Here is a 21,039-nt window from a genome sequence, read left to right as displayed (position 1 = left end):
TTCAGAGTGGGCGGTGTCTGTGTATGGATGCTCATTGGATGATCACCTCCACATCGGCCCGGTCGGCGGTGACCCGCAGGCTGAGATCGCGGGTGGTTTCGGCCTCGTCGCCGTCGACCGCGGTGAGTCTGACGGTGTAACGACCCGGCGCCAGTTCTCCGGTCGGGATAGTGGTTTCGGCGCCTTCACCCTGCCAGGCCACGACGTCATCCAGCATCACGTCCCAGAAGTAGTCCAGGGCGTCATCCGGGGTGAAGTCATCAATGGCCCGTGCCCGCAGGTGGATGGCCTGTGCGTTGCGCTCGGGCGCCGTTTCCGTGGCGGGAACGGTGTTGGGGGTGACCGAGGCGGAGAGGATCTCCGGTGGCTGATTTTCTACTACGGTGAGGTTGATGTTGGCCGTGGCGGTAGCCTGGCCATCGTTGGCCGTCACCGTGATCCGTCCGCTGGCGGCATCGATGATCGTGAAGGCATCGCTCTGAACCGAAACCGCCATGGGCTGTTCACCCTGAGTCCAGTCAAAGCTCAGGGTGTCGCCATCCGGGTCATGGGCATAGGCGGTGTAGGTGACATCGCGGCCTTCACGGACGCCGTTGTCCACACAGCTCAGGTTGAAGCTGGTGCCGCTGCAGCGCAGGTCCGCGGTCTGTCCGTCGACGGTCCGGCTGACTCGGGTGATGCGCGGGGTGCGGTTACCCACTGGATCGATCTGGATCGTGCGGCTGAGTTCGCCGGAGCTGGCGCCCTGGCTGTCGGTGGCTTCCAGCACCACATCCAGTCCACCCGCCGCGTCTGGTGCAAACCGGATGGTACGGCTGAGGTAGCCGCCTTCCGCGGTCTGCGAGGTGAAATCACCGCAATTATTGCTGACGCAGGTCAGAGTGATCGTGTCGCCGTCGGCGTCCCAGGCGGTCACCTGCAGGCCAAGGGACTGGCCCACAATGCCCGTGGCGGGAGCGGACATGCTCAGGGTCGGCGCCTGATTGGGCACCTCCAGGGCCACTTCGACGGTGATGCCGTCGTCGGTCAGCTCCGGATTGGTGAGTGTGCCGTTGACGTTGAAGTCTGCCTGGACATTGCCCGTACGTACGTTCATGTCCACGCCGCAGGGCACATCAAAGTCAAATCCCCCATCCTGACCGGAACGAGTGGATTGCCAGAAACGGCCGCCCTGGGCGGTGACGGAGCGGTTGGCGACCGGTGTGTCCCCTCGCAGGACCTGACCTTCCAGACGACAGGTATAGGGGTTTTCCAGGGTGATGGTCGACGCTGCGCAGTCAGTACCCTGGATCGGCGTGATCGCCAGGGTTTCCGTCCGCAGGGCTCTGGGGTTCCAGAGGGTGAACTCCCAGCCACTCAGGGAGAGATTGTCGGCGGCCAGGGTGGTGAAGCGCAGCTGCCCGTTGCTCACATGGGTCCACTGGCGGCCCCCATCCGGCAGCGAGATGTTCACCGTGCCGCTGAAGGGCGTGGTGGCATCGCCTTGGCCAAAGCGGATGTCGGCCGCGGCGCAGTAATCGGTGACATCACCGACCACGATGGGCCAGTCGATGTTCAGCCAGCTGACCCAGCTGTTGCCGTCGTTGATCTCCAGGCGGGCGTAGAGGGTGCCATCGAAGGCCACCGGATCGACGCCACCGTCGTACAGGGTGCCGTCACGGTCCGTCTCCAGGGTGGCCGGCCCGGCATATTTCCAGCTTCCGCCGGTGTACAGGTAGATGGGGACCTGGATGCCTGCCATGTCTTCATCATGGTCCTGGGTGATGGTGTTGTAGGTGCCGGGGGGGACGCGCAGCAGCACCGACGGGTTGCCCTCCGACGCGATGGCCGGGTCGTTGTTGCCGAAGTCCACCGCCAGATTGTTGCCGTCCTGATCCGACAGACGCAGCTGGGTGAAGGCGGTGGAAATCAGACGATACTCTTCAGGCACTTCCTGTGCCCCGGAAGCGCTACCGCTGCCGATGGCGTCCGGGTCCAGGGTGACGCCGTCCAGTCCGGCCCCGAAATTACCGGTGCCGACAAAGTCGCCGGGGAAGGCCTCCGCGTCGGCGGCCACGCTGGGATCAAAGTAGGCCATGGCGGCGGTCACCGCGCTGGTACCCTCACCCACTCGGGCTGCCGGAATTTCCAGCTGTACCTCGACATCATCGTCGCTGGCGGCGGCCAAGGCCCCGCCGGCCACGACGGCACGACTGCCGTCACCCCGGCGTACCACGCCGAACTGCAGGACGGCCTGTCCGCTGGCATTGAAGACCACGTTGTCCACGGCCTGCACGGCCACCTGCTCCGCCGCCAGTGCCAGATCCAGGGTGACCTGGGTGCCGGGCTGCAGGTCGCGGAAGATTCGGCTGGTCTGGATGTAGCCTTCACGAACGACTTCCGCCAGGATCCGGTCGGCGTTGCCAAACGCTTCGGGTACGATCAGGGTGAAGCGACCGTTCTCGTCGGTGGTGCCGGTGACGGGCTCATCGTTGAGCCGATTGGCCGGATCCCTGGTGGAGCCGTTGTAGAGCCAGACGCGGATGGTGGCATCCTCGATGGGCGCCGCGCGCAGATTGCGCGCGCCCATCGTGGCTTGGGAGGCAATGGCACCGGTGGCGCCGGCGGCACCACTGCGATCATCCCCCGCGATGATCTGGCCGGATACCTGGAATGCGGTGCCGGCCGATGATACCGGCGGTTCTCCCGGAGTGGGGGTCTCTGGTTTTGGGTCATTACCACCACCGCCGCCACACGCGGCCAGTGTGACCATCAGCGCCAGTGAGCTGCTGATCTTGAGCGCGGTGATCGCGCCATGGGGCGTGAATCTTGCCCTGTTTCTTTGATTAGGTACGGTCATCGGGTGTGTCTCCTTAATGGCCGAGGCATGTACGACACCCGGTTTTGTCTGGCGAAAGCGGGTGTCTTTGAGAAAAGCGCGGGAGCGAGCGTGAAAAAGCGCCGAAAAAGCCGGACTCTGCTAAATAGCTAGCACCGAGTTCCCCATATCCCCATGAACTGTGGACAAAAGGGGGTGGCATACCGATAAACGGTGCTGTTGGCGGGGTATGCGAGGACGACAGGCAGATATTCGAAGCCGGCCTGGTGCCGATCCGAATCGGTATGCCCCCCTTGATGCCATGGAAGATGATCATCACTCATGACTATGGGCCTGGTCGGCAAATCCGGATAGTCGACTGGGTGTCACCCTGATGGCTCAGGGCGTCAACCTTTTGTAAACCCATGGGGCAGGGTTTTGAAAATTCAGGGAATTTTACTAAGGCTGACTCCTGCCGCGATGAGTCCGCCGCCGACCAGGGTTTCCAGGGTCTCATGTCTGCCCATCCAGCGGACCAGCGTCGGGCTGATGCGATAGTACTCCGCGATGATCCGTCTACCCCAGGCTGTCGAGGCCAGTCTTTCATCCCGGAAGTTGCGAAGCTCGGTCAATGTGGCTTCCGCCCGGGCATGCTGACTACCTCCTAGCGCGGCGGATGCCAGGCATCGCTGGCGATCATCACCGCGGTTATCACTGCCCTTACCGTCTTCACCGTGCAGGGTGGAAACGGAACGGCTGAACAGGTATTCGGAGCAGCCGGTGGCGTCATGGCCGGCACAGAGTCGGTAGCGTAACTGGACATCGCCCATGTCGCCCGCTGGATCCAGGTAGGTGTCGTTTCGGGGTGAGAGGCGGGCCAGCGCCTGATAGGCACCGTTCCCGATGCGTCGGTCCACTTGCAGCCACTGGGCGTGTTCGGAATGGTTGCGCCAGCGCAACCGAATGCCGTCACGGGTGGGTTCCACCGTCAATGCGGAGGGGGGCAGGGGCGGCGTTTCAAGGCTCAGGACCGGGGACCAGTCCGACAGGCCCGCGTTGTTCCCGACACGTATCCGATATTCGTAGGCGGTGGCTTCCGAGAGTTGGGCGGATGGATCAAGGTAGTGTGTCATCTGACCATCTGCATGTGTCACCAGGGGCAGAAAATCGTTGGTTTCGCAGCGACCCTCGGTTGTCCCATGACGAAGGCAGCGCTGGATTTCCAGGTGATCCGCCCGCGTGCTGTTAGTCAGCCATTCCAGTTGTATGCCCGACGAGGTACCGGCACCTTGCAGGTGGGTGGGTTGAAACGGGGGCAGGGTGGCAGGATCGGTGTGGAGCAGTGCGGAGAGATCAAGCAGGCCGCCGCTCAGGGTGGGATGCGGGGGGGCCATGGGCGCGACCGTCAGCAATACCCGCTCCCGCACCAGCTTCCAGTCCGCCCGGGTCAGCGCCGGGTCATGAGCCCAGAGCAGGGCAGCCGCGCCGGTGACCATGGGGGCGGCCATGGAAGTGCCGGTCTGGCGGCAGTAGCCCGGTGCCGGTGAGTTGCCGCAGCTTCTTGTCACCGGCCAGGTGCTGAGGATGTCCTGGCCGGGCGCGGAGAGGTGGACGGTGCCGGCGCCGTAGTTGCTGGAGCGTAGCCTGGCGCCATCCCGTGTGCTGGCTGCAACCACGATGATGTTGTCCAGTCGGTGGGCGGCGGGGAAGACGGGGCTCCGATCCAGATCCAGGCCGCTGTTGCCGGCCGCCGCCACCAGGATGACCCCTTGTTCGCGGGCGTAGGCGATGGCCTCATATTCGGCCTGAGAGCTACCGCGATACTCGTAGCTGGCGTTGATGATGTGCGTTCGGCCGTTCTCGGCGGCATAGTAGATCGCTTCGATTGCGTCGGAGACCAGGCCGGTGCCGTCCGCCGCGAGGAATTTGAGTGGGAGCAGGCTTGCCCGCCAGTTGATGCCGGTGATCCCCTGTGCGTTGTCGCCCCGTGCGCCGATGATGCCGGCGACATGGGTGCCATGCCCGTTGTCGTCCATTGGATCGTTGCCGGGAGGGGTGGCTGAACGGTTGCTGACGAAGTTCCAGCCGTTGCGGTCATCCGGATAGCACCCCAGGCCTTCGGCCCGACGTCCGGGGCAGTCGAATTCGGTCTGTGGATTCGGGTTTTGCCAGATGTTGTCGCGCAGGTCTTCGTGTTCGTAGTCGATCCCTGAGTCGAGCACACCGACCACGATCCGCGCCGCATCCGTGGACAGGCCCCAGGCTTCCGGTGCCCGGATATGATGAGGATTGTCACTGTCGAGCAGGGCCCACTGCTCATTGAACAGGGGGTCATTGGGATACAGGGAGGTCAGGCGAACACGGTAGTTGGGTTCGGCATGGGCGACACCGGGTTGCTGGCGGTACCAGAGGATTGCCGATTCCAGATCCATGCCGGGGGGGATATGCGCCCGACGCCATCCCCGGCGCAGGGTTCTGGGGCCGAGGCCATCCTTGCGGGTGGCAATGACAAAGGCCGCGTCGGGATCATTCTTGAGCTGGATGAGGATATCCTCGGCTTCGATCCTTATGCCATCCCGGGCCTGCGGGGGATGTGAGGTATCCAAGTGGTGCGGAGGCTGCGACACCTGTCCGGAAAGGGCGGGTGCCAGCAGACCCAGACACAGGGCCAGGCATTGCAGGGGTCTTGTCAAGGCTGGAGGTCCCTTGGTGACGAGAGGGCCGAATGAATGCTTGCGTCGGGAGAGATATCTTTGCATGACTTGAGGGCGGCAGTCTGCTATCCGCGGGGAGTTTGATGCACCTTCGGGGTGGATAGTCCGGCGTCATCAAGCCCCAGGCATGATAACGTTTGCATGATGATGTTCCGACACCGATGAATCTTATGACACCATACATCCGCTTGCTCAAATATCCAGCGTCGACTTTGCTTGTCTCGATCGTGATGCTGTCGGGCTGTGCCTCGCTGCCCGCCGGCCCCGACCCTGATGGGGATCGGCTCGCGTTGCAAAGGGCACTGGCAGGCCAGGACTGTGCGGCAGCTCAGGAGGCGGTGGATGGGCTGGCTCGTCATGATCCGCCGGGTGATGGGCTGGCTCGAGCCCGTCTGGAGACCGCATTCCTGTGCCTGGTATCCGACATGCTGGATCCGGCCTACGAGCAAAGCCGTCGTTTCATTCAGGCGTTCCCCGCCCATCCGGATCTGGATTACGGGTTCTATCTGCGGGCCATGGCCCGTTACGGCAGCTGGAAGGCGCTGCACGCGGAGGGTGAGATGCCGCCGGAACCCCGGCAGGACATTGCGTTGGCGCGGGAGTCCTTCATCCTGTTCCGGGAGCTGGTGCAGCGTTTCCCTGATTCCCGTTACCGTGACGAAGTGGCCGCCTATCTGATGGCCTTGCGCGAGGGCATGGCGGCAGCCGAGATCCGCCAGGCCCGATCACAGCTGGCCCAGGGAGATCCCCGCCAGGCCCTGGCGCGGGCGGAGTATGTGCGCGAGCATTTCGGTGGTACGCAGGCCCTGGCCGGTGCCCTGGCCGTGATGGTGGAGGCCCATGAAGCCCTGGGTCAATCCGATGCGGCCGGCCGCGCCAGGCGTCAGCTGGAGATCCGCTTTCCCGACTCGTTGACCCCATAGGGAAATTCCATGACAACGTCCTCTCGCTTCCTGCCCCATGCCGAACGTCTGGTCTGGTTCGGCTTCATGCTGTTCCTGCTCATCGTTGCCATGATCCACATCTACCGGGGCTTCGGCCTGGAGCGGGATGTGTCGGCCGCCAATCAGGAGGTGCTGGCGCTGCAGATGCGTCTGGCCTCCCTGACCGCCGGGCAGGTGCTTGAATCCGCGCCCGTGGGGCTGACGCAAGGCGAGGTCAGGCGGCTGCAACGCCTGGGTCTGAATGATCCCCGGGTGCAGCTGGTGGCGGATCTGGCCGCCCAGCCCGAGCTGATCGGTCACGGGGGCGTGCTCGGGGGGAGCATGCACTTCGTGCCGGAGGAAATCCATGTGCTCAGTGACCGCTGGGTGCTGGCCGCCTTCGAGGACGGCCACATCCGGGGGCGCATGTTGCTGGAGTATGAAGTGGCCTTCGGCAACATCGCCTGGCAGGTGCTGGCTTCCAGCCTGGACTGAGCCATCGGTTCAGTGACCTGACGCCTGTTCCTGGTGACGGGCATCATGGCCATGGATGCCGGCGATCTCCCGCAGGCCGTCGGCATCGAGGATGGTGATGAACTTGCGCTGTACCTGGATCAGCCCCTGCTCCTGGAACCGGCTGAGCATGCGACTCACGGTTTCCACCGCCAGGCCCAGGTAGTTGCCGATCTCGCAGCGGGACATGGTGAGGTTGAATTCATGGCGGGAGAAGCCCCGCATGCCGAAGCGCCGTGACAGGTTCAGCAGGAAGGCCGCCAGCCGGGCATCGGAGGTGCGGTGTCCCAGCAGGGTCATCAGGTGTTCGTCGGTCTGGATTTCCCGGCTCATGATGCGCAGCAGCTGATGCTGCAGACCGGGGGTGCGCCCGGCCAGTTCTTCCAGTCGGTCGAAGGGAATCTCGCAGACACTGGCCGTCTCCAGTGCCAGGGCCGTGCAGGGATGAACTCCGTCGTTGATGGCATCCAGGCCCAGCAACTCGCCGGGCAGGTGGAAGCCGGTGACCTGTTCTTCGCCGTCGTTGGTCAGCACGAAGGTCTTGACCGAGCCGGTTCGCACCGCGTAGAGGCAGGTCAGTGGATCTCCGGCTTGGTAGATCACGTCTCGCCGCTGCACCGGGCGCTTGCGACTGATGATGCCTTCCAGCATGGACAGGTCTTCCACGGACACACCCAGGGGCAGGCACAGGTCGCGCAGGCTGCAGGCCTTGCACGCCTGCTTGAGTTCCTTGATGTTCATCACGTTGGTCGAGGACATGGATTCACCTTAGAACGGCCGCGGAAACGGCAGGGAGGGTCCCTGCCGGGTGGACACGGCCTTAACATACTTGAGCGTTGCTGTCAGGTACAAGCCTTCCTGACGTCGCAAAAGTGCCTCGCCAGACCGGACCCTGCCCGCGATCTCCGATGGCACGCAGATGGCGGGGTGGGCACATGATAGCCTGCCCGGCGGCTTCGGTCTTGGGCCACGGTGAATTTTAGGCCGACTCAGGGGGTGAAGTGTCGGGCGGCTTCGGCGCTGAAGCGGGCCTGGGCAAAGGCCGCCCGCTCCGCCGGCGAGGCGGTCGGCTTACCGTCCCTGCCGATGGCGGCATCGATCATGGCAATGCGGTGGCCCAGGCCGATGCCGTTGGCCAGCTGGACCGCCAGGCCGGGGCGGGCGTTGAGTTCCAGCATCAGCGGGCCGCGATCCCGGTCCAGCACCAGGTCCACGCCCAGATAGCCCAGACCCGTCAGTTCGAAGCACCCGGCGGCCAGTTCCAGCAGACGGTCCCAGCCCGGAATTTCCAGTCCGCCGATGGGGGCGCCGGTGTCCGGGTGCAGGTCGATGATCTGGTTGTGCCAGACCCCGTGTTCGGTGCGCCCGCTACCCATGTCGATGCCGGCCCCCACGGCGCCCTGGTGCAGGTTGGCCTTGCCGTCCGAGTCCCGGGTGGGCAGTCGTACCATGGCCATCACCGGGTAGCCTTTGTAGACCACGGTGCGGATGTCGGGCACGCCCTGGAAGCTGACTTCCTCGAACATGGGGTGGAAGTGCACCCGATACTCGATCATCGCCTTGTCCGGCTGCCCCCCCAGACTGTGCATGCCGCTGAGGATGTTGGAGACATGGTGAGCCATGCTGGCCTGATCCACGATCTGGCCGCTGGCCTTGCGGAAATGCCCCCGCATGCGGCCGACGATCACCATGATGCCGTTACCGCCGGAGCCGTGGGCCGGCTTGATGACGAAGTCGTCATGTTTACCCACGATCCTGGCCAGATTGCGGATGTCGTGGTTGGTCTCGATCACGCCGTAGAGTTCGGGCACCGCGATGCCCGCGTCCAGTGCCAGCTTCTTGGTGAGGAGCTTGTCGTCCACCAGGGGGTAGTTGCGGCGGGGATTGAGTTCGGCAATGAACCAGGCGTTGCGCTGGTTCATGCCGACGACCCCACGCCGTCGCAGTTCCTTCGGGCTGATGAACCACTTCATGGGTTACCCCTGCCGGACAGGGCCCGGAAGCGCAGCAGTTCCGAGAGCCGGTAGCCGGTGTAGCGGCCCAGCAGCAGGGTCACGGCCAGCACGATCAGCAGCAGTTCGGGGAAGACGAAGAACAGATGATCGATGTAGGGGTTGATCATCAGCAGGTAGCCTGCCACCGCCACCGCCAGGCTGCCGATGCCCTGCCGGATGGCATCCGAGGGGCCGTGTTCTTCCCACACCAGTGACATGCGCTCGATGGTCATGGCCAGGATGACCATGGGGAACAGAGCGATGGACAGGCCGTGCTCGATGCCCAGGTTATGGCTGAGGATGCTGAGGGCGAGCATGATCATGATGACCACGATCACCACCGCCGCCAGTCGTGGCACCAGGAGCAGCTTGAGCCGTTCCAGGTAGAAGCGGATGGCCAGTCCCAGGGAGACGATGAGGGTGAACAGGATCACCCCTCCCAGCAGCTGCGTTTCCCGGAAGGAGAGGGCGATGAGGATGGGCATGAAGGTGCCGAAGGTCTGGACACCGACGATGTTGCGCAGCAGGACGATGAGCATGGCCCCGACGGGCACCAGCAGCAGCACCCGGTACATGTTCTGGGTCTGGATCGGCAGGCCGAACAGGGAGAAGTCCACCACCCGGGAGTCCATCATCTGGGCCCGTTGCTGGGCCACGTCCACGGCATCCTGGAAGTTCTGCGTCACCGCGAAGCTGATCTGGGGGTTGCGGGCCCGCTGCAGGCGGACCGGATCCTGATCCCCGTACCACCAGACCAGGAAGTTGGGGGGGTAACCCACGGCACCGGTATTGGGATTGATGGCCACCCACTGCCGGGTATTGTGGACTTCCAGCCAGACCTGGGGCTGGAGGTCGCGGGCACGGTCGGTGAGGGGAATGCCGTGCACCATGCGGGCGGGAATGCGGGCGCCGGCCAGCAGTTGGATGGCGGTCCGGACCTTGTCCCGATCCGTATCGGCGCGAGAGACGAACAGGGCCATGTTCTCGTCCGGGGTGTTGTTCATGTCCCGGATCAGCACCGTGGCAAAGCTGGTGATGTCGGCGGAACGTTCCCTCACCCGCTGGACCACGGCGTCGGCGGCGGAGCGATAGGGTTCTTCCAGGTTGGGCATGCTGACCGGGCCGGGGTAGGGCGCTTCCATCCGACGTTCGCGTTCCAGCTGGGACACCGTGGTGCGATAGTACAGGGTCTGGCGGCCACTGGGATGGCGGGTGGTCCAGATGGCTTCCCGGTTCTCGCCGGAGAGATCCGTGGTGAGGCCGTAGCCCCGGGAGATGAAGTTCTCGTCCAGCAGGGCGAAACGCTTGGGCTCGTTGGGGATGAAGACCCGGGCGGTCACGGCCCCGCCGGTGGGCTCGAAGCTCACGCGCGCCTCCACAATCCAGTTATCGGCGGTCTGCGCCGGCAGCAGGGGGAAGCCGAGATTGTAGACCTTGTGGAAAAACATGCCCAGGCTGGCGCTGCAGAGCACCAATATCACCAGGGGGAGGTGGAAACGCTTCAACATGGGCGGTCCTTGTTGTGATCAGCGGTCTTCAGGGTCTTCTTCATCCTGCTCGATGTCCATATCCATGTCTGGGGTGTCTTCGTCCGATGGTTCGTCCGTGGTCGGCAAGTCCGGCGGTACGCAGGCCGGCGGCTGGGTGCGGGTGCGGGAGGAATCCACCAGGATGGCCCCCCGCATGTGGTTGCGGCCCACCAGGGCCTGGTAGGTGAGTTGGGTGCGATCGATCAGGCTCATCTCCGCCTCGCGGTAGACTTCGCCCATGCACAGGCCGATGCGGACCACGGGGCGACGCTGATGATTGCCGTCGTGGCGGATGATGCGCACGTAGCGGCTGATCTCGCGTTCGATGCGAACGGTGTTTTGCTCGTTTTCCGGGTCGATGATGTCGAAGGCGATCCACTCCCGACCGTCCCGTTCGAAGATCTTCTTGTTGAGGGCGTTGAGCGAGGATGTGGTGGCGCCGGTGTCCATCTTGGCCTTGAGCTGGATACCTTCGGGGAAAATCTCCACCCGCTCCACCCAGCCCATGATCTGCTGTTGTGTCGGGTGGACCTGCTCTGCGTCGGCCGGGGCCTGTACCGGTATCAGGAACAGGAGCAGGGCGGCAAGTGCGGGGAGCAGGGGGTAATGCATGAATGCCTCCGGTAATTTCGGTAATGGTTCACAATTTTAAACGCTCTCTCCCCGCCCGGACGGTGACGAGGACCCCATTTTCGGGCCGGCATAGGCGGCTTCCATCATGGTGATGAAGCGCTTGGCCTGGGGGGACAGGTGCCGACCGATCCGCTGCACGACCCCATAGCTGCGGGCCGGGAAGAAACGGTCCAGCGGTATGGCCGCCAGCTGTTCCTTGCCCGTCAGGCAGACATCGGTGACGATGGAAATGCCCAGACCCAGTTCCACATACTTCTTGATCACTTCCCAGCCGCCGGCCTCCAGGGAAACGTGGTAGTCCACGTTATGCTGCCGGAACACCAGGTCCACGATACGCCAGGTGGACAGATGGCGGGGCGGCAGGATGAGTCCATAGGGGCTGATGTCCTCCAGCTCGATCCGCTCACCCAGGGACGCCAGAGGATGGTTCTTCGGGGTGATGAGCTTGGGGTGGTAAGTCACGATGGGCTGGTAGGTGATGTCCTCCGGAACCTCCAGCATGGAGCCCACGGCGAAGTCCACCTCATCCCGGTGCAGCATGGCCAGACCGTCACGGCCCGTCACATTATGCAGCTTGATGCGGATGTGCGGATAGACCTCCGCGAAACGGCGCAGGGGTTCCGGCAGCACATAGAGGATGGTGGACTCCCCGGCTGCCACGTTCAGCTCTCCCGACTCCAGGCGACCGAAGCTGGCGGCGAAGGTTTCCTGGAGTCTGTCGATGCCTTCCACCAAGGGGTCGGCCAGTTTGTAGAGGGTCTCGCCTTCGGGGGTCAGCCGGATCTGAGGGCCGCGCCGCTCGAACAGCACGGTCTCGAACTCCCGTTCCAGGGCCTGGATCTGCAGGGAGACGGCGGGCTGACTTAGAAAGAGGGACTCCGCCGCCATGGAAATGCTGCCCAGGCGGGCGGCACGGCAGAAGGCCCTGAGCTGTTTGAGGCGATTCTGCTTGTAATAGAGATTCGGGACGGACCCCATGAATCTTCCCCGGTCGATTGTTAGTATTAAAGGTCAAAAGTGTCTTTTTGGGGCTGATAGCTTCGCTGAATACTCGTCTTGAGGCCATGGTCCCGGCTACAATTGCCGTTTCACGTATGCATAGGGCAGGAGTATGGATAAGTACGTTATCTGGTTTCAGGACCTGGGAATGAACGATGTCCCCCGCGTGGGCGGCAAGAATGCCTCGCTGGGCGAAATGATTCATGGCCTGTCCGAAGCCGGGGTTCGCGTCCCGGGTGGTTTTGCCACCACCGCCCACGCCTTCCGCGAGTTTCTCCAGCATGAGGGCCTGGCGGATCGCATCAACGGCCTGCTGGCCGATCTGGACGTGGACAACATCAGCGCCCTGCGGGAAGCCGGTGCCCGGATTCGCCGCTGGGTGGTGGAAACCCCGTTCCCGCCGGCCCTGAACGAGGCCATCACCGAGGCCTGGAATAAAATGGTGGCCGAGACCGAGGGCGAGTTCACCGTCGCCGTGCGCTCCTCCGCCACCGCGGAAGACCTGCCGGATGCCTCCTTTGCGGGGCAGCAGGAAACCTTCCTCAATGTCAGCGGGCTGGACGGCGTTCTCAAGGCCATCCATGAGGTGTTTGCCTCCCTTTACAACGACCGCGCCATTTCCTATCGGGTTCATCAGGGTTTTGATCACGCCGACGTGGCCCTGTCCGCCGGCGTCCAGCGCATGGTCCGGTCGGACATCGGCGCCAGCGGCGTGATGTTCACCCTGGACACCGAGTCCGGTTTCCGCGACGTGGTCTTCGTCACCGCCTCCTGGGGCCTGGGCGAGACCGTGGTGCAGGGTTCCGTCAACCCGGATGAATTCCATCTCTACAAGCCGGCCCTGAAGGCCGGCCGCCCCGCCGTGCTGCGCCGTCATCTGGGCAGCAAGGCCATCAAGATGGTCTTCGGCGAGAACGGGCAGTCCACCCGCACCGTACAGGTCGGCGAGGATGACCGCCTGCGTTTCTGCATTACCGACGCGCAGCTGGAAGAGCTGGGCCGTCAGGCCATGATCATCGAGCAGCACTACGGCCGTCCCATGGACATCGAATGGGCCCTGGACGGCGTGGATGGCCAGCTCTACATCGTGCAGGCCCGTCCCGAGACCGTGGAGAGCCGGGCCGACGGTCAGGTGATCGAGCGCTATCGCATCCGCTCCCCCCGTACCGAAGTGCTGGTGCGCGGCCGTGCCATCGGCCAGAAGATCGGCGCCGGCAAGGTGCGCGTGGTGATGAACCTGGACGAGATGGACCGGGTGCAGCCCGGCGACGTGCTGGTGACCGACATGACCGACCCCGACTGGGAGCCGGTGATGAAGCGGGCCGCCGCCATCGTCACCGACCGCGGTGGCCGCACCTGCCATGCCGCCATCATCGCCCGTGAACTGGGCATCCCGGCAGTGGTGGGCTGCGGCGATGGTTCGGCCCGCCTCAAGGAAGGCGATGCCGTGACCGTGTGCTGTGCCGAAGGCGACGAAGGCCGCATCTACAAGGGTGAGCTGGAGTTCGAGGTGCTGCGTACCCGTACCGACTCCATGCCCGAGGTGCCGGTGAAGGTGATGATGAACGTGGGCAACCCCGGTCGCGCCTTCCACTTCCGCAACATCCCCAACGCCGGGGTGGGTCTGGCCCGTCTGGAGTTCATCATCAACAGCATGATCGGCGTGCACCCCAAGGCGCTACTCAACTTCGACACCCTGCCGGCGGACTTGAAGGATGAAGTGGCCCGGCGCTTTGCCGGCTATCCGGACCCGGTCAGCTTCTACGTGGACAAGCTGGCGGAAGGCATCGCCACCCTGGGGGCCTCCTTCCATCCCGAGCCGGTGATCGTGCGCCTGTCCGACTTCAAGTCCAACGAGTACGCCAACCTGCTGGCGGGCGAGCGCTACGAGCCGGACGAAGAGAACCCCATGATCGGCTACCGGGGCACCTCCCGTTATCTGTCCGACGATTTCCGCGATTGCTTCGAGTTGGAATGCCGTGCCGTGCGTCGGGTGCGTGACGAGATGGGCCTGACCAACGTGGTGGTCATGGTGCCCTTTGTGCGGACCCTGGCCGAGGCCGAGGGCGTGATCAACCTGCTGGCCGAGATGGGCCTGAAGCGGGGCGAGAACGGCCTCAAGGTCTACATGATGTGCGAGATCCCCTCCAACGCGGTGATGGCCGACGAGTTCCTGCAGTTCTTCGACGGTTTTTCCATCGGCTCCAACGACCTGACCCAGCTGACCCTGGGTCTGGACCGGGATTCCGGCCTGGTGGCGGCCACCTTCGACGAGCGGGATCCGGCGGTGAAGAAGCTGCTGTCCCTGGCCATCCAGGCGGCCCGCAAGGCCGGCAAGTATGTGGGTATCTGCGGTCAGGGACCGTCCGACTACCCGGATCTGGCCGAGTGGCTGATGGCGCAGGGGATCGAGTCCATCTCCCTGAACCCGGACACCGTGGTGGAAACCTGGCTGCGTCTGGCCGGGGATGCCAACGGTCGTCAGGACGCCTGAGTACGTCCCCAGGGCATCCGGCTCCCGGCTCAGCCGGGCACCGGATGCCCGCATCTTTCCGGGATCGGGCCTTAAGGCCCGGTCCTTGACGAGGCCCGTTTCGTTCCATGACCCGCTCCGTCTTCTATGTCTCCGATGGGACCGGCATCACCGCCGAGACCCTGGGACACACCCTGCTGACCCAGTTCGAGCAGATTCACTTCAACACCGTCAGCCTGCCCTTCATCAACTCGAAGGAGAAGATGGACTGGGCGGTGCAGCGCATCAACCGGGCCGCCCAGAGTGACGGCGAGCCGCCCCTGGTGTTTTCGACCCTGGTGGATGCCCGGCGTCGGGAAGAACTGGCCCACTGTCGGGGTCTGATCTTCGATTTCTTCGATGCCTTTACGCCCCGCCTGGAAGAGGTACTGGGGGTGACCGCCCAGCATGTGGCCGGGCGTTCCCATGGCATGGGCAACATGCGGACCTATGCCGAGCGCATGGATGCCCTGCATTTCGCCATCCAGAACGATGACGGCGCGACCACCCGGGACTATCCCAACGCCGATGTGGTGGTGATGGGCGTCTCCCGGACCGGCAAGACCCCGACCTGCATGTACCTGGCACTCAATTACGGCATCCGGGCGGCCAATTACCCCCTGGCGGATGATGATTTTGACCGGGGCACGCTGCCGGCCTCCCTGGAACCCTATCGCAAGAAGTTGTTCGGGTTGACCGTGGACGCGGAGCGGTTGCATCAGATTCGCACCGAGCGTCGCCCCAATAGTCAGTATGCCAGCGTGGAGCAGTGCAACAAGGAACTCAAGGCGGTGGAGCGGATGCTCAAGCGGGAGGGGATTCCCTGCCTGAACATCACTCAGATGTCCGTGGAGGAGATCGCCGCCCAGCTGATGCAGCAGGCGGCGCTGATGCGGCGTATCTGAGGCTGTTATTGCTCCGTGCCGTCAGGGCCGACACATCCCTTCGCGGCCAGGGGCCGCTCCCACGGGGCGCTTTTCAATCCGGCAGATGTCTTTCCCAGCCCCGTGTCGGGTCGGCCATGACCAGGAACTCCGGATTGAGTATGCCTTCATGGGTGTTGTACCGCAGTGGGCTCAGGTGGAGATCCGTGACCACCCCACCGGCCTCGTGGACCACGCACTGGGCCGCGGCGGTATCCCACTCGCTGGTGGGACCCAGTCGGGGATAGAGATCGGCCTTGCCTTCCGCCACCAGGCAGAACTTGAGCGAACTGCCCATGCTGACGAGTTCGTGTTCACCCACCCGCTCCAGGAACTGCTGCATGCGTTCGGTCCCGTGGGAACGGCTGCCGGCAATGACCGGTTTCGTGCGCCGGTCCCGGTTGACCTGGATCCGTTCCCCGACGGTCGCCGCCGGTTCATGGCGATGGGCCCCCAGGCCCCGGGCGGCACTGTAAAGCCGATCCAGAGCCGGGGCCGCCACCACACCGAGCACCGGTTCATGCTCGTGGATCAGGGCGATGTTCACCGTGAACTCGCCGTTGCGCTTGATGAATTCCCGGGTGCCGTCCAGCGGGTCCACCAGCCAGTAGGTTTGCCAGCGGGCGCGCTCACTGAAGGGAATCCGGTCCGATTCTTCCGACAGGATGGGCAGGCAGGGACTCAGGTCCCGCAGACCGGCAACGATGTGGCGATGGGCGGCCATGTCGGCCTCGGTGAGGGGGGTACGGTCGGACTTCTGCTCCACCTGGAACCCTTCGTCGTAGATCTCCATGATGCGGTCGCCCGCTTCCCGGGCGATGCGGCAGGCATTGTTGAGCAGGTATTCCAGGTTCAGGTCATCCAGGGACATGGCTTATCTCTTGAGTCGGTCGCGTACCAGGTACAGGGCGGCGATGGAACGGGCTTCAGTGCAATCTTCCCGGCCGACGAGACTGTCCAGATCGCTCAGACGCCAGGGAACGACTTCGATATCCTCGGGTTCATCTCCCGGCCGGCGCTCCGGATAGAGATCCTGAGCCAGGATGATGTGGGTGGTGTGGCTGAGGTAGCCCGGGGCAATGCTGAAGGACGTCAGATGGGTGAGTTGATGGGCGCCGTGGCCCACTTCTTCCATGATCTCCCGGTTGGCGGCGTCGAGCAGGTCCTCTCCCGGTTCCACCAGCCCCTTGGGCAGGGCCAGTTCATAGCGCTGGGTGCCGGCGGCATATTCACGGATCATCAGTACCGTGTCCGGGTCCAGCATGGGCACGATCAGCACCGCGCCATGCCCGGAGCCCACCAGCCGCTCAAAGCAGCGCCGGGCGCCATTGGCGAACAGCAGTTCCATCTCCTCCACGTGGAAGAGTCGGCTGCGGGCCACGGTGCGGCGGGTGAGGATGCTGGGTTTTTCAGGCATGACGGCAATACCGGCTGGGCAGGCTCGGGGCTCGGGCGAGCCGCGGCTGGCGGGGGTGGATCGGCATGCTGTCGCCCTCCGTCGGGAACGGGATATCCTGGGGATTGTACTATCTCAGTCCGGCTTGGGAAGAATCACCCAAGGTCAGGTTTTTCAGACACCATGGACATCAATGATGATGACAAGCAGATCACCCTCGGCCGCTCCCCTGGCGTGGGAGTCGGTGGACAGCGTTTTCCTGGACATGGACGGCACCCTGCTGGATCTTCACTTCGACAATCATTTCTGGCTGGAGTACCTGCCCCGGCGCTACGGGGACATTCGTGGACTGGAACCCGCCCGGGCACGGTCCGAGCTGATGGCGCGCTATGCCGGCGTTCGCGGTACCCTCGACTGGTACTGTCTGGATTACTGGCGTCATGAACTGGACATGGACATCATCGCCCTGAAACGGGAGATGGCCCATCTGATCGCCGTCCACGAGCATGTGCCGGATTTTCTGGCCGCCGTGCGGCGCCTGGGGCGGCGGCTGGTGCTGGTGACCAATGCCCATCGGGGTGGGCTGGACCTGAAGCTGACCCTGACTGCCCTGGAGGGACATTTTCATCGGGTGATCTGCGCCCATGAACTGGGACGCCCCAAGGAAGACCCCCGTTTCTGGGATTGTCTGCAGGGGCGGGAGCCTTTCGATCCCCGTCGTACCCTGTTCGTGGACGACAATCTGGATGTGCTTCGGTCCGCGGAGCGCTACGGGATTGCGCATTTGCGGGCGGTGCGTCGTCCGGATTCCCGGGCCGCGGAGGTGGATACCGGTGAGTTTGCCGCCATCCGGGATTTTCGCGACCTGATGCCGGAGTAGAGGGGCATGGAAGCGGGGACTTTGATTGCCGCTTTCGTCATCGGCCTGCTGGGCGGGGTGCACTGCATGGGGATGTGCGGCGGCATCGTCGGCGCGCTCACCCTGGGGATTCGTGGTCCAGTGCCCGGTGAGCGGGCCCGGCCCGCGCCCTTTTTGCTGGCCTACAACCTGGGGCGGATGACAAGCTATACCCTGGCCGGTGCCCTGGCCGGCGGTGTGGGCTGGTTTGCCGCTCACCTTGCCGACGTGAACCAGGCGCAGCAGGTGCTGCAGGTCCTGGCGGGTCTGTTCATGATCGCACTGGGGTTGTATCTCGCCGGTTGGTGGCACGGGCTGGTGTACCTGGAGCGGGCCGGCGGCCTGCTGTGGCGGCGACTGGAACCCCTGGGGCGACGGGTGATGCCGGTGCGTTCCCCGGCTCAGGCCCTGGGCCTGGGGCTGGTCTGGGGCTGGTTGCCCTGCGGTCTGGTCTATAGCGTGCTGTTCTGGTCCCTGGCCGCCGGTGGTGCCGCCCAGGGGGCGGCCCTGATGCTGGCCTTTGGCGTGGGCACCCTGCCCAACCTTTTGTTGATGGGTGTGTTTGCGGCCCGTCTGGCAACGGTGGTGCAAAAGGCCTGGGTGCGGGGGCTGGCGGGGGCGGCCGTGGCCGGTTACGGGATCTACATGCTGCTGGTTACCTGGTAGCGGGGCGGCAGACATCCAGTGGCGGCGGCAGGTGTTCGGGGGCATCCACGGCGACGCTTTTTTCCCGGCTCGTCGCGCCTGCCTCCAGCGTGACCCGGGACCGGGCCACGCCGCAGTGGCGGGCGATCAGTTTCAGGAGCCGCTCGTTGGCGGCCCCCTCCACCGGCGGGGCGGTGACGTAGACCTTGAGCCGGTCACCCAGGGGCTCTCCCAGCTTGTCCCGGGAGGCCCGGGGCTGCAGCTTCAGCCGCAGCACCAAGGTGTCGTGCCGCCACTGCCACCAGCGATTGCTGCCTGCCGCTTCAGAGTGCACTGATGAAGATCAGCAGCACGTTCAGGCCGATGATGGCCACCAGGGGAGACAGATCCACCATGCCCGTCTGCGGCATCACCTTGCGGATGGGGTTGAGCAGGGGGCGGTTCAGGCTGTAGACCAGGCCTGCCACCGGGTTCTGACTCATGCCGCCGGCCTGGAACCAGCTCATCACCGCCTGGATGATGATGCTGATGATGTAGATCCAGATCACCAGCCGCAGGATGGCCAGGATGCCGGCGATGAAGAGGGTGAAGGGATGAATCATCACGCCGAGGATGACGCCGACGATGAACAGTTCCAGCATTTTCAGGACCAGGATCAGCACCAGGGCCGCACTGTCCACCGGACCGATGGGCGGGATGAACCGGCGCAGGATGCGCAGCGGCGGATTGGTGATGGTCACCAGGAACTGGGAGATGGGGTTGTAGAAATCCGCCCGGGACAGCGCCAGCAGGGTGCGCAGCATCAGGGCCAGGATGTAGAGGCTGAACAGGGTGCCGATCAGGAAGACGGCGGCGTTTTGAAAGGCGTGTGACATGGATGATCCTCAGTCCCGACCCAACTGGTCGGCCAGTTCATGGGAACGGTCCCGTGCGGCGGTGAGGGCGCGCTGCATGAGTTCGCGCAGTTCGCCGGCTTCCAGCACCGCCAGGGCCCGCTCGGTGGTGCCGCCCCTGGAGGTCACCCGGGCGCGCAGGGTGGCGGCGTCCTCATCGGATTCCAGCGCCAGTTTGGCGGCGCCGAAGGCGGTCTGCAGGGCCAGCAGGCGAGCCGTTTCCCGGGGCAGGCCCAGGGCCGTACCGGCGTCTTCCAGGGCTTCGATGAACAGGAAGCAATAGGCCGGGCCGCTGCCGGAGAGGGCGGTGACGGCGTCCAACTGGGCTTCATCCTCCAGCCATACGGTCATGCCCACGGCGCGCAGCAGGGATTCCGCCAGATCCCGCTGCCGGGCATCCACCCGGGTATTGGCCGCCAGTCCGGTGGCACCGCTGCCCACCAGGGCCGGCGTGTTGGGCATGCAACGAACCACGGCCAGGTCGCCGCCCAGCCAGCGCTCGATATCCTCGCTGCGCACGCCGGCGGCGATGGAGACCACCAGCGGCTTGCGGGCCTGTACCTGGGGGGCCATGGCCCGGGCCACCTCGGCCATGACCTGGGGCTTGACCGCCAGTACCAGCACCTCGCAGTGGGCGATGGCCTCCGCATTGACGTCCGTGACGTGGATGTCCGGCCAGTGCCGGCCGACGAGGGCGCGCTGATCTTCGCTGGGATCGGCGGCCCACAGGGCACTGGGGTTCCAGCCGTCCGCCACCAGTCCGCCGATCAGGCTGCGGGCCATGTTGCCGGCCCCGATAAAGGCGATGTTTTCGTTCATTGTTTCCTTGGACCGCGGGATGGGTGTGGGGCAATGTTAACCTGAACGGCTGCCGAAGATCGCCGTTCCCACGCGCACCAGCGTGGCGCCTTCGGCAATGGCGGCCTCCAGGTCGTCACTCATGCCCATGGAGAGCGTGTCCAGGGTGTGACCACGCCGTATCAGGTCTTCCCGGGCCTCTCGCAGGCGGGCAAAGGCCCGTCGCTGGGTGTCGAAGTCGTCACTGGGGGCGGGGATGGCCATCAGGCCGCGCAGCCGCAGCCGGGGCAGGCCGGCCACCGTCTCGGCCAGGGCCGGCAGGGCCGCTTCGTCGACACCGGACTTGGTGGCTTCACCGCTGATGTTCACCTGGATGCAGACCTGCAGGGGCGGGAGCGACTCGGGGCGCTGATCGTTGAGGCGACGGGCGATCCGCTCCCGATCCACGGAGTGGACCCACTGGGCGGTCTCCGCGATGGCGCGGGTCTTGTTGCCCTGGATCGGGCCGATGAAATGCCAGGTCACGCCCCGGTCCGCCAGGGCGCGGGCCTTGTCCGTCAGTTCCGAGACGTAGTTCTCGCCAAAGGCCTGCTGTCCGCAGGCCAGGGCGGCGGCCACTGCCTCCGCCGGCTGGGTCTTGCTCACCGCCAGCAGCCGGATGTCCTCGGGGCGCCGTCCGAACCGTTCGGCGGCTGTCTGAATACGGCCATGCATGGCCTGGATACGTTCGCATATCTGGTTCATGGGGCTATGCTATATTCGCCTGAAACTTGCGTCACCTGTTGCACTGCACCTGTCGGGTCCCGAAGGGTCCGTGATCGGGCCTCGCGGATACGGTGCGGCACGGGGCGTCGAATCCTACATGGAGGGCT

19 protein-coding genes are annotated in these 21,039 nt (G+C 64.6%); 6 read left to right on the top strand and 13 right to left on the bottom strand.

Annotation, left to right across the window (positions count from 1 at the left end):
* Positions 1-31 precede the first annotated feature (31 nt).
* Both ACLF6L_RS14220 and ACLF6L_RS14215 read right to left on the bottom strand, forming a co-directional pair.
* Positions 32-2,839: a hypothetical protein gene (locus tag ACLF6L_RS14220; protein ID WP_412851921.1), complete on the bottom strand. Its 2,808-nt coding sequence runs from the start codon at positions 2,837-2,839 to the stop codon at positions 32-34.
* Positions 2,840-3,243: 404 nt separating this feature from the next.
* Positions 3,244-5,490, bottom strand: a complete 2,247-nt coding sequence (locus tag ACLF6L_RS14215; RefSeq protein WP_412851920.1) for a S8 family serine peptidase — start codon at positions 5,488-5,490, stop codon at positions 3,244-3,246.
* A 251-nt stretch (positions 5,491-5,741) separates the two neighbouring features.
* Between ACLF6L_RS14215 and bamD the strand changes: the two genes are divergently transcribed.
* Both bamD and ACLF6L_RS14205 read left to right on the top strand, forming a co-directional pair.
* On the top strand, positions 5,742-6,434 hold the full coding sequence (gene bamD / locus ACLF6L_RS14210; RefSeq protein WP_412851919.1) for an outer membrane protein assembly factor BamD: 693 nt from the start codon (positions 5,742-5,744) through the stop codon (positions 6,432-6,434).
* Positions 6,435-6,443: 9 nt separating this feature from the next.
* Positions 6,444-6,929 carry a hypothetical protein gene (locus ACLF6L_RS14205; protein ID WP_412851918.1) on the top strand — a complete coding sequence of 162 codons (486 nt, stop codon included), beginning with the start codon at positions 6,444-6,446 and terminating at the stop codon, positions 6,927-6,929.
* A 9-nt stretch (positions 6,930-6,938) separates the two neighbouring features.
* Here the strand turns inward: ACLF6L_RS14205 and fnr are convergent, their stop codons facing one another.
* The 5 genes from fnr to ACLF6L_RS14180 all read right to left on the bottom strand — a co-directional run bounded on the left by fnr (position 6,939) and on the right by ACLF6L_RS14180 (position 12,081).
* Positions 6,939-7,706 carry a fumarate/nitrate reduction transcriptional regulator Fnr gene (fnr, locus tag ACLF6L_RS14200; protein ID WP_008931401.1) on the bottom strand — a complete coding sequence of 256 codons (768 nt, stop codon included), beginning with the start codon at positions 7,704-7,706 and terminating at the stop codon, positions 6,939-6,941.
* 230 nt (positions 7,707-7,936) lie between these two features.
* The gene (locus ACLF6L_RS14195; protein ID WP_238616374.1) at positions 7,937-8,920 is read right to left on the bottom strand and encodes an alpha-L-glutamate ligase-like protein; all 984 of its coding nucleotides are present in this window, start codon (positions 8,918-8,920) and stop codon (positions 7,937-7,939) included.
* Entirely contained in the window at positions 8,917-10,446 is a 1,530-nt protein-coding gene (locus tag ACLF6L_RS14190; RefSeq protein WP_238616524.1) for an inactive transglutaminase family protein, read from the bottom strand. Before ACLF6L_RS14190 ends, ACLF6L_RS14195 begins: the two co-directional genes overlap by 4 nt.
* Positions 10,447-10,467: 21 nt before the next feature.
* Complete coding sequence (locus tag ACLF6L_RS14185) at positions 10,468-11,082, bottom strand: RimK/LysX family protein (RefSeq protein WP_238616373.1); 615 nt, start codon at positions 11,080-11,082, stop codon at positions 10,468-10,470.
* Positions 11,083-11,118: 36 nt separating this feature from the next.
* Positions 11,119-12,081: a LysR family transcriptional regulator gene (locus tag ACLF6L_RS14180; protein WP_238616372.1), complete on the bottom strand. Its 963-nt coding sequence runs from the start codon at positions 12,079-12,081 to the stop codon at positions 11,119-11,121.
* 133 nt (positions 12,082-12,214) lie between these two features.
* On the opposite strand from ACLF6L_RS14180, the gene ppsA reads away from it, so the two are divergent.
* Both ppsA and ACLF6L_RS14170 read left to right on the top strand, forming a co-directional pair.
* Complete coding sequence (gene ppsA / locus ACLF6L_RS14175) at positions 12,215-14,596, top strand: phosphoenolpyruvate synthase (RefSeq protein ID WP_238616371.1); 2,382 nt, start codon at positions 12,215-12,217, stop codon at positions 14,594-14,596.
* Positions 14,597-14,703: 107 nt separating this feature from the next.
* Positions 14,704-15,519 (top strand): pyruvate, water dikinase regulatory protein, encoded by an 816-nt coding sequence (locus ACLF6L_RS14170; RefSeq protein WP_008931395.1) that lies wholly within the window; start codon positions 14,704-14,706, stop codon positions 15,517-15,519.
* 73 nt (positions 15,520-15,592) lie between these two features.
* Here ACLF6L_RS14170 and cysQ read toward each other — a convergent pair whose 3' ends face one another.
* The gene (cysQ, locus tag ACLF6L_RS14165) at positions 15,593-16,408 is read right to left on the bottom strand and encodes a 3'(2'),5'-bisphosphate nucleotidase CysQ (protein WP_412851917.1); all 816 of its coding nucleotides are present in this window, start codon (positions 16,406-16,408) and stop codon (positions 15,593-15,595) included.
* Positions 16,409-16,411: 3 nt separating this feature from the next.
* On the bottom strand, positions 16,412-16,954 hold the full coding sequence (gene nudE / locus ACLF6L_RS14160) for an ADP compounds hydrolase NudE (protein ID WP_008931393.1): 543 nt from the start codon (positions 16,952-16,954) through the stop codon (positions 16,412-16,414).
* Between the two features lie 172 nt (positions 16,955-17,126).
* On the opposite strand from nudE, the gene yrfG reads away from it, so the two are divergent.
* Positions 17,127-17,813, top strand: a complete 687-nt coding sequence (yrfG, locus tag ACLF6L_RS14155; protein ID WP_238616368.1) for a GMP/IMP nucleotidase — start codon at positions 17,127-17,129, stop codon at positions 17,811-17,813.
* A 6-nt stretch (positions 17,814-17,819) separates the two neighbouring features.
* Positions 17,820-18,497 (top strand): sulfite exporter TauE/SafE family protein, encoded by a 678-nt coding sequence (locus ACLF6L_RS14150; protein ID WP_238616367.1) that lies wholly within the window; start codon positions 17,820-17,822, stop codon positions 18,495-18,497.
* On the opposite strand, the gene ACLF6L_RS14145 is transcribed toward ACLF6L_RS14150, so the two are convergent.
* The 4 genes from ACLF6L_RS14145 to ACLF6L_RS14130 are packed head-to-tail and all read right to left on the bottom strand — an operon-like array spanning position 18,487 to position 20,911.
* Positions 18,487-18,810 carry a DUF167 domain-containing protein gene (locus ACLF6L_RS14145; protein WP_008931390.1) on the bottom strand — a complete coding sequence of 108 codons (324 nt, stop codon included), beginning with the start codon at positions 18,808-18,810 and terminating at the stop codon, positions 18,487-18,489. The genes ACLF6L_RS14150 and ACLF6L_RS14145 overlap by 11 nt on opposite strands.
* Positions 18,800-19,351, bottom strand: coding sequence for a YggT family protein (locus tag ACLF6L_RS14140; protein WP_238616366.1), 552 nt, complete (start codon positions 19,349-19,351; stop codon positions 18,800-18,802). Before ACLF6L_RS14140 ends, ACLF6L_RS14145 begins: the two co-directional genes overlap by 11 nt.
* Before the next feature lie 9 nt (positions 19,352-19,360).
* Entirely contained in the window at positions 19,361-20,188 is an 828-nt protein-coding gene (gene proC / locus ACLF6L_RS14135; protein ID WP_238616365.1) for a pyrroline-5-carboxylate reductase, read from the bottom strand.
* A 36-nt stretch (positions 20,189-20,224) separates the two neighbouring features.
* Positions 20,225-20,911 carry a YggS family pyridoxal phosphate-dependent enzyme gene (locus ACLF6L_RS14130; protein ID WP_238616364.1) on the bottom strand — a complete coding sequence of 229 codons (687 nt, stop codon included), beginning with the start codon at positions 20,909-20,911 and terminating at the stop codon, positions 20,225-20,227.
* Positions 20,912-21,039 lie beyond the last annotated feature (128 nt).

It is taken from the genome of Ectothiorhodospira shaposhnikovii (assembly GCF_047222355.1).
GTDB lineage: Bacteria > Pseudomonadota > Gammaproteobacteria > Ectothiorhodospirales > Ectothiorhodospiraceae > Ectothiorhodospira.
The sequence above is the reverse complement of the archived record's forward strand: the minus strand, read 5'-3'. Positions and strand labels throughout refer to the sequence as shown.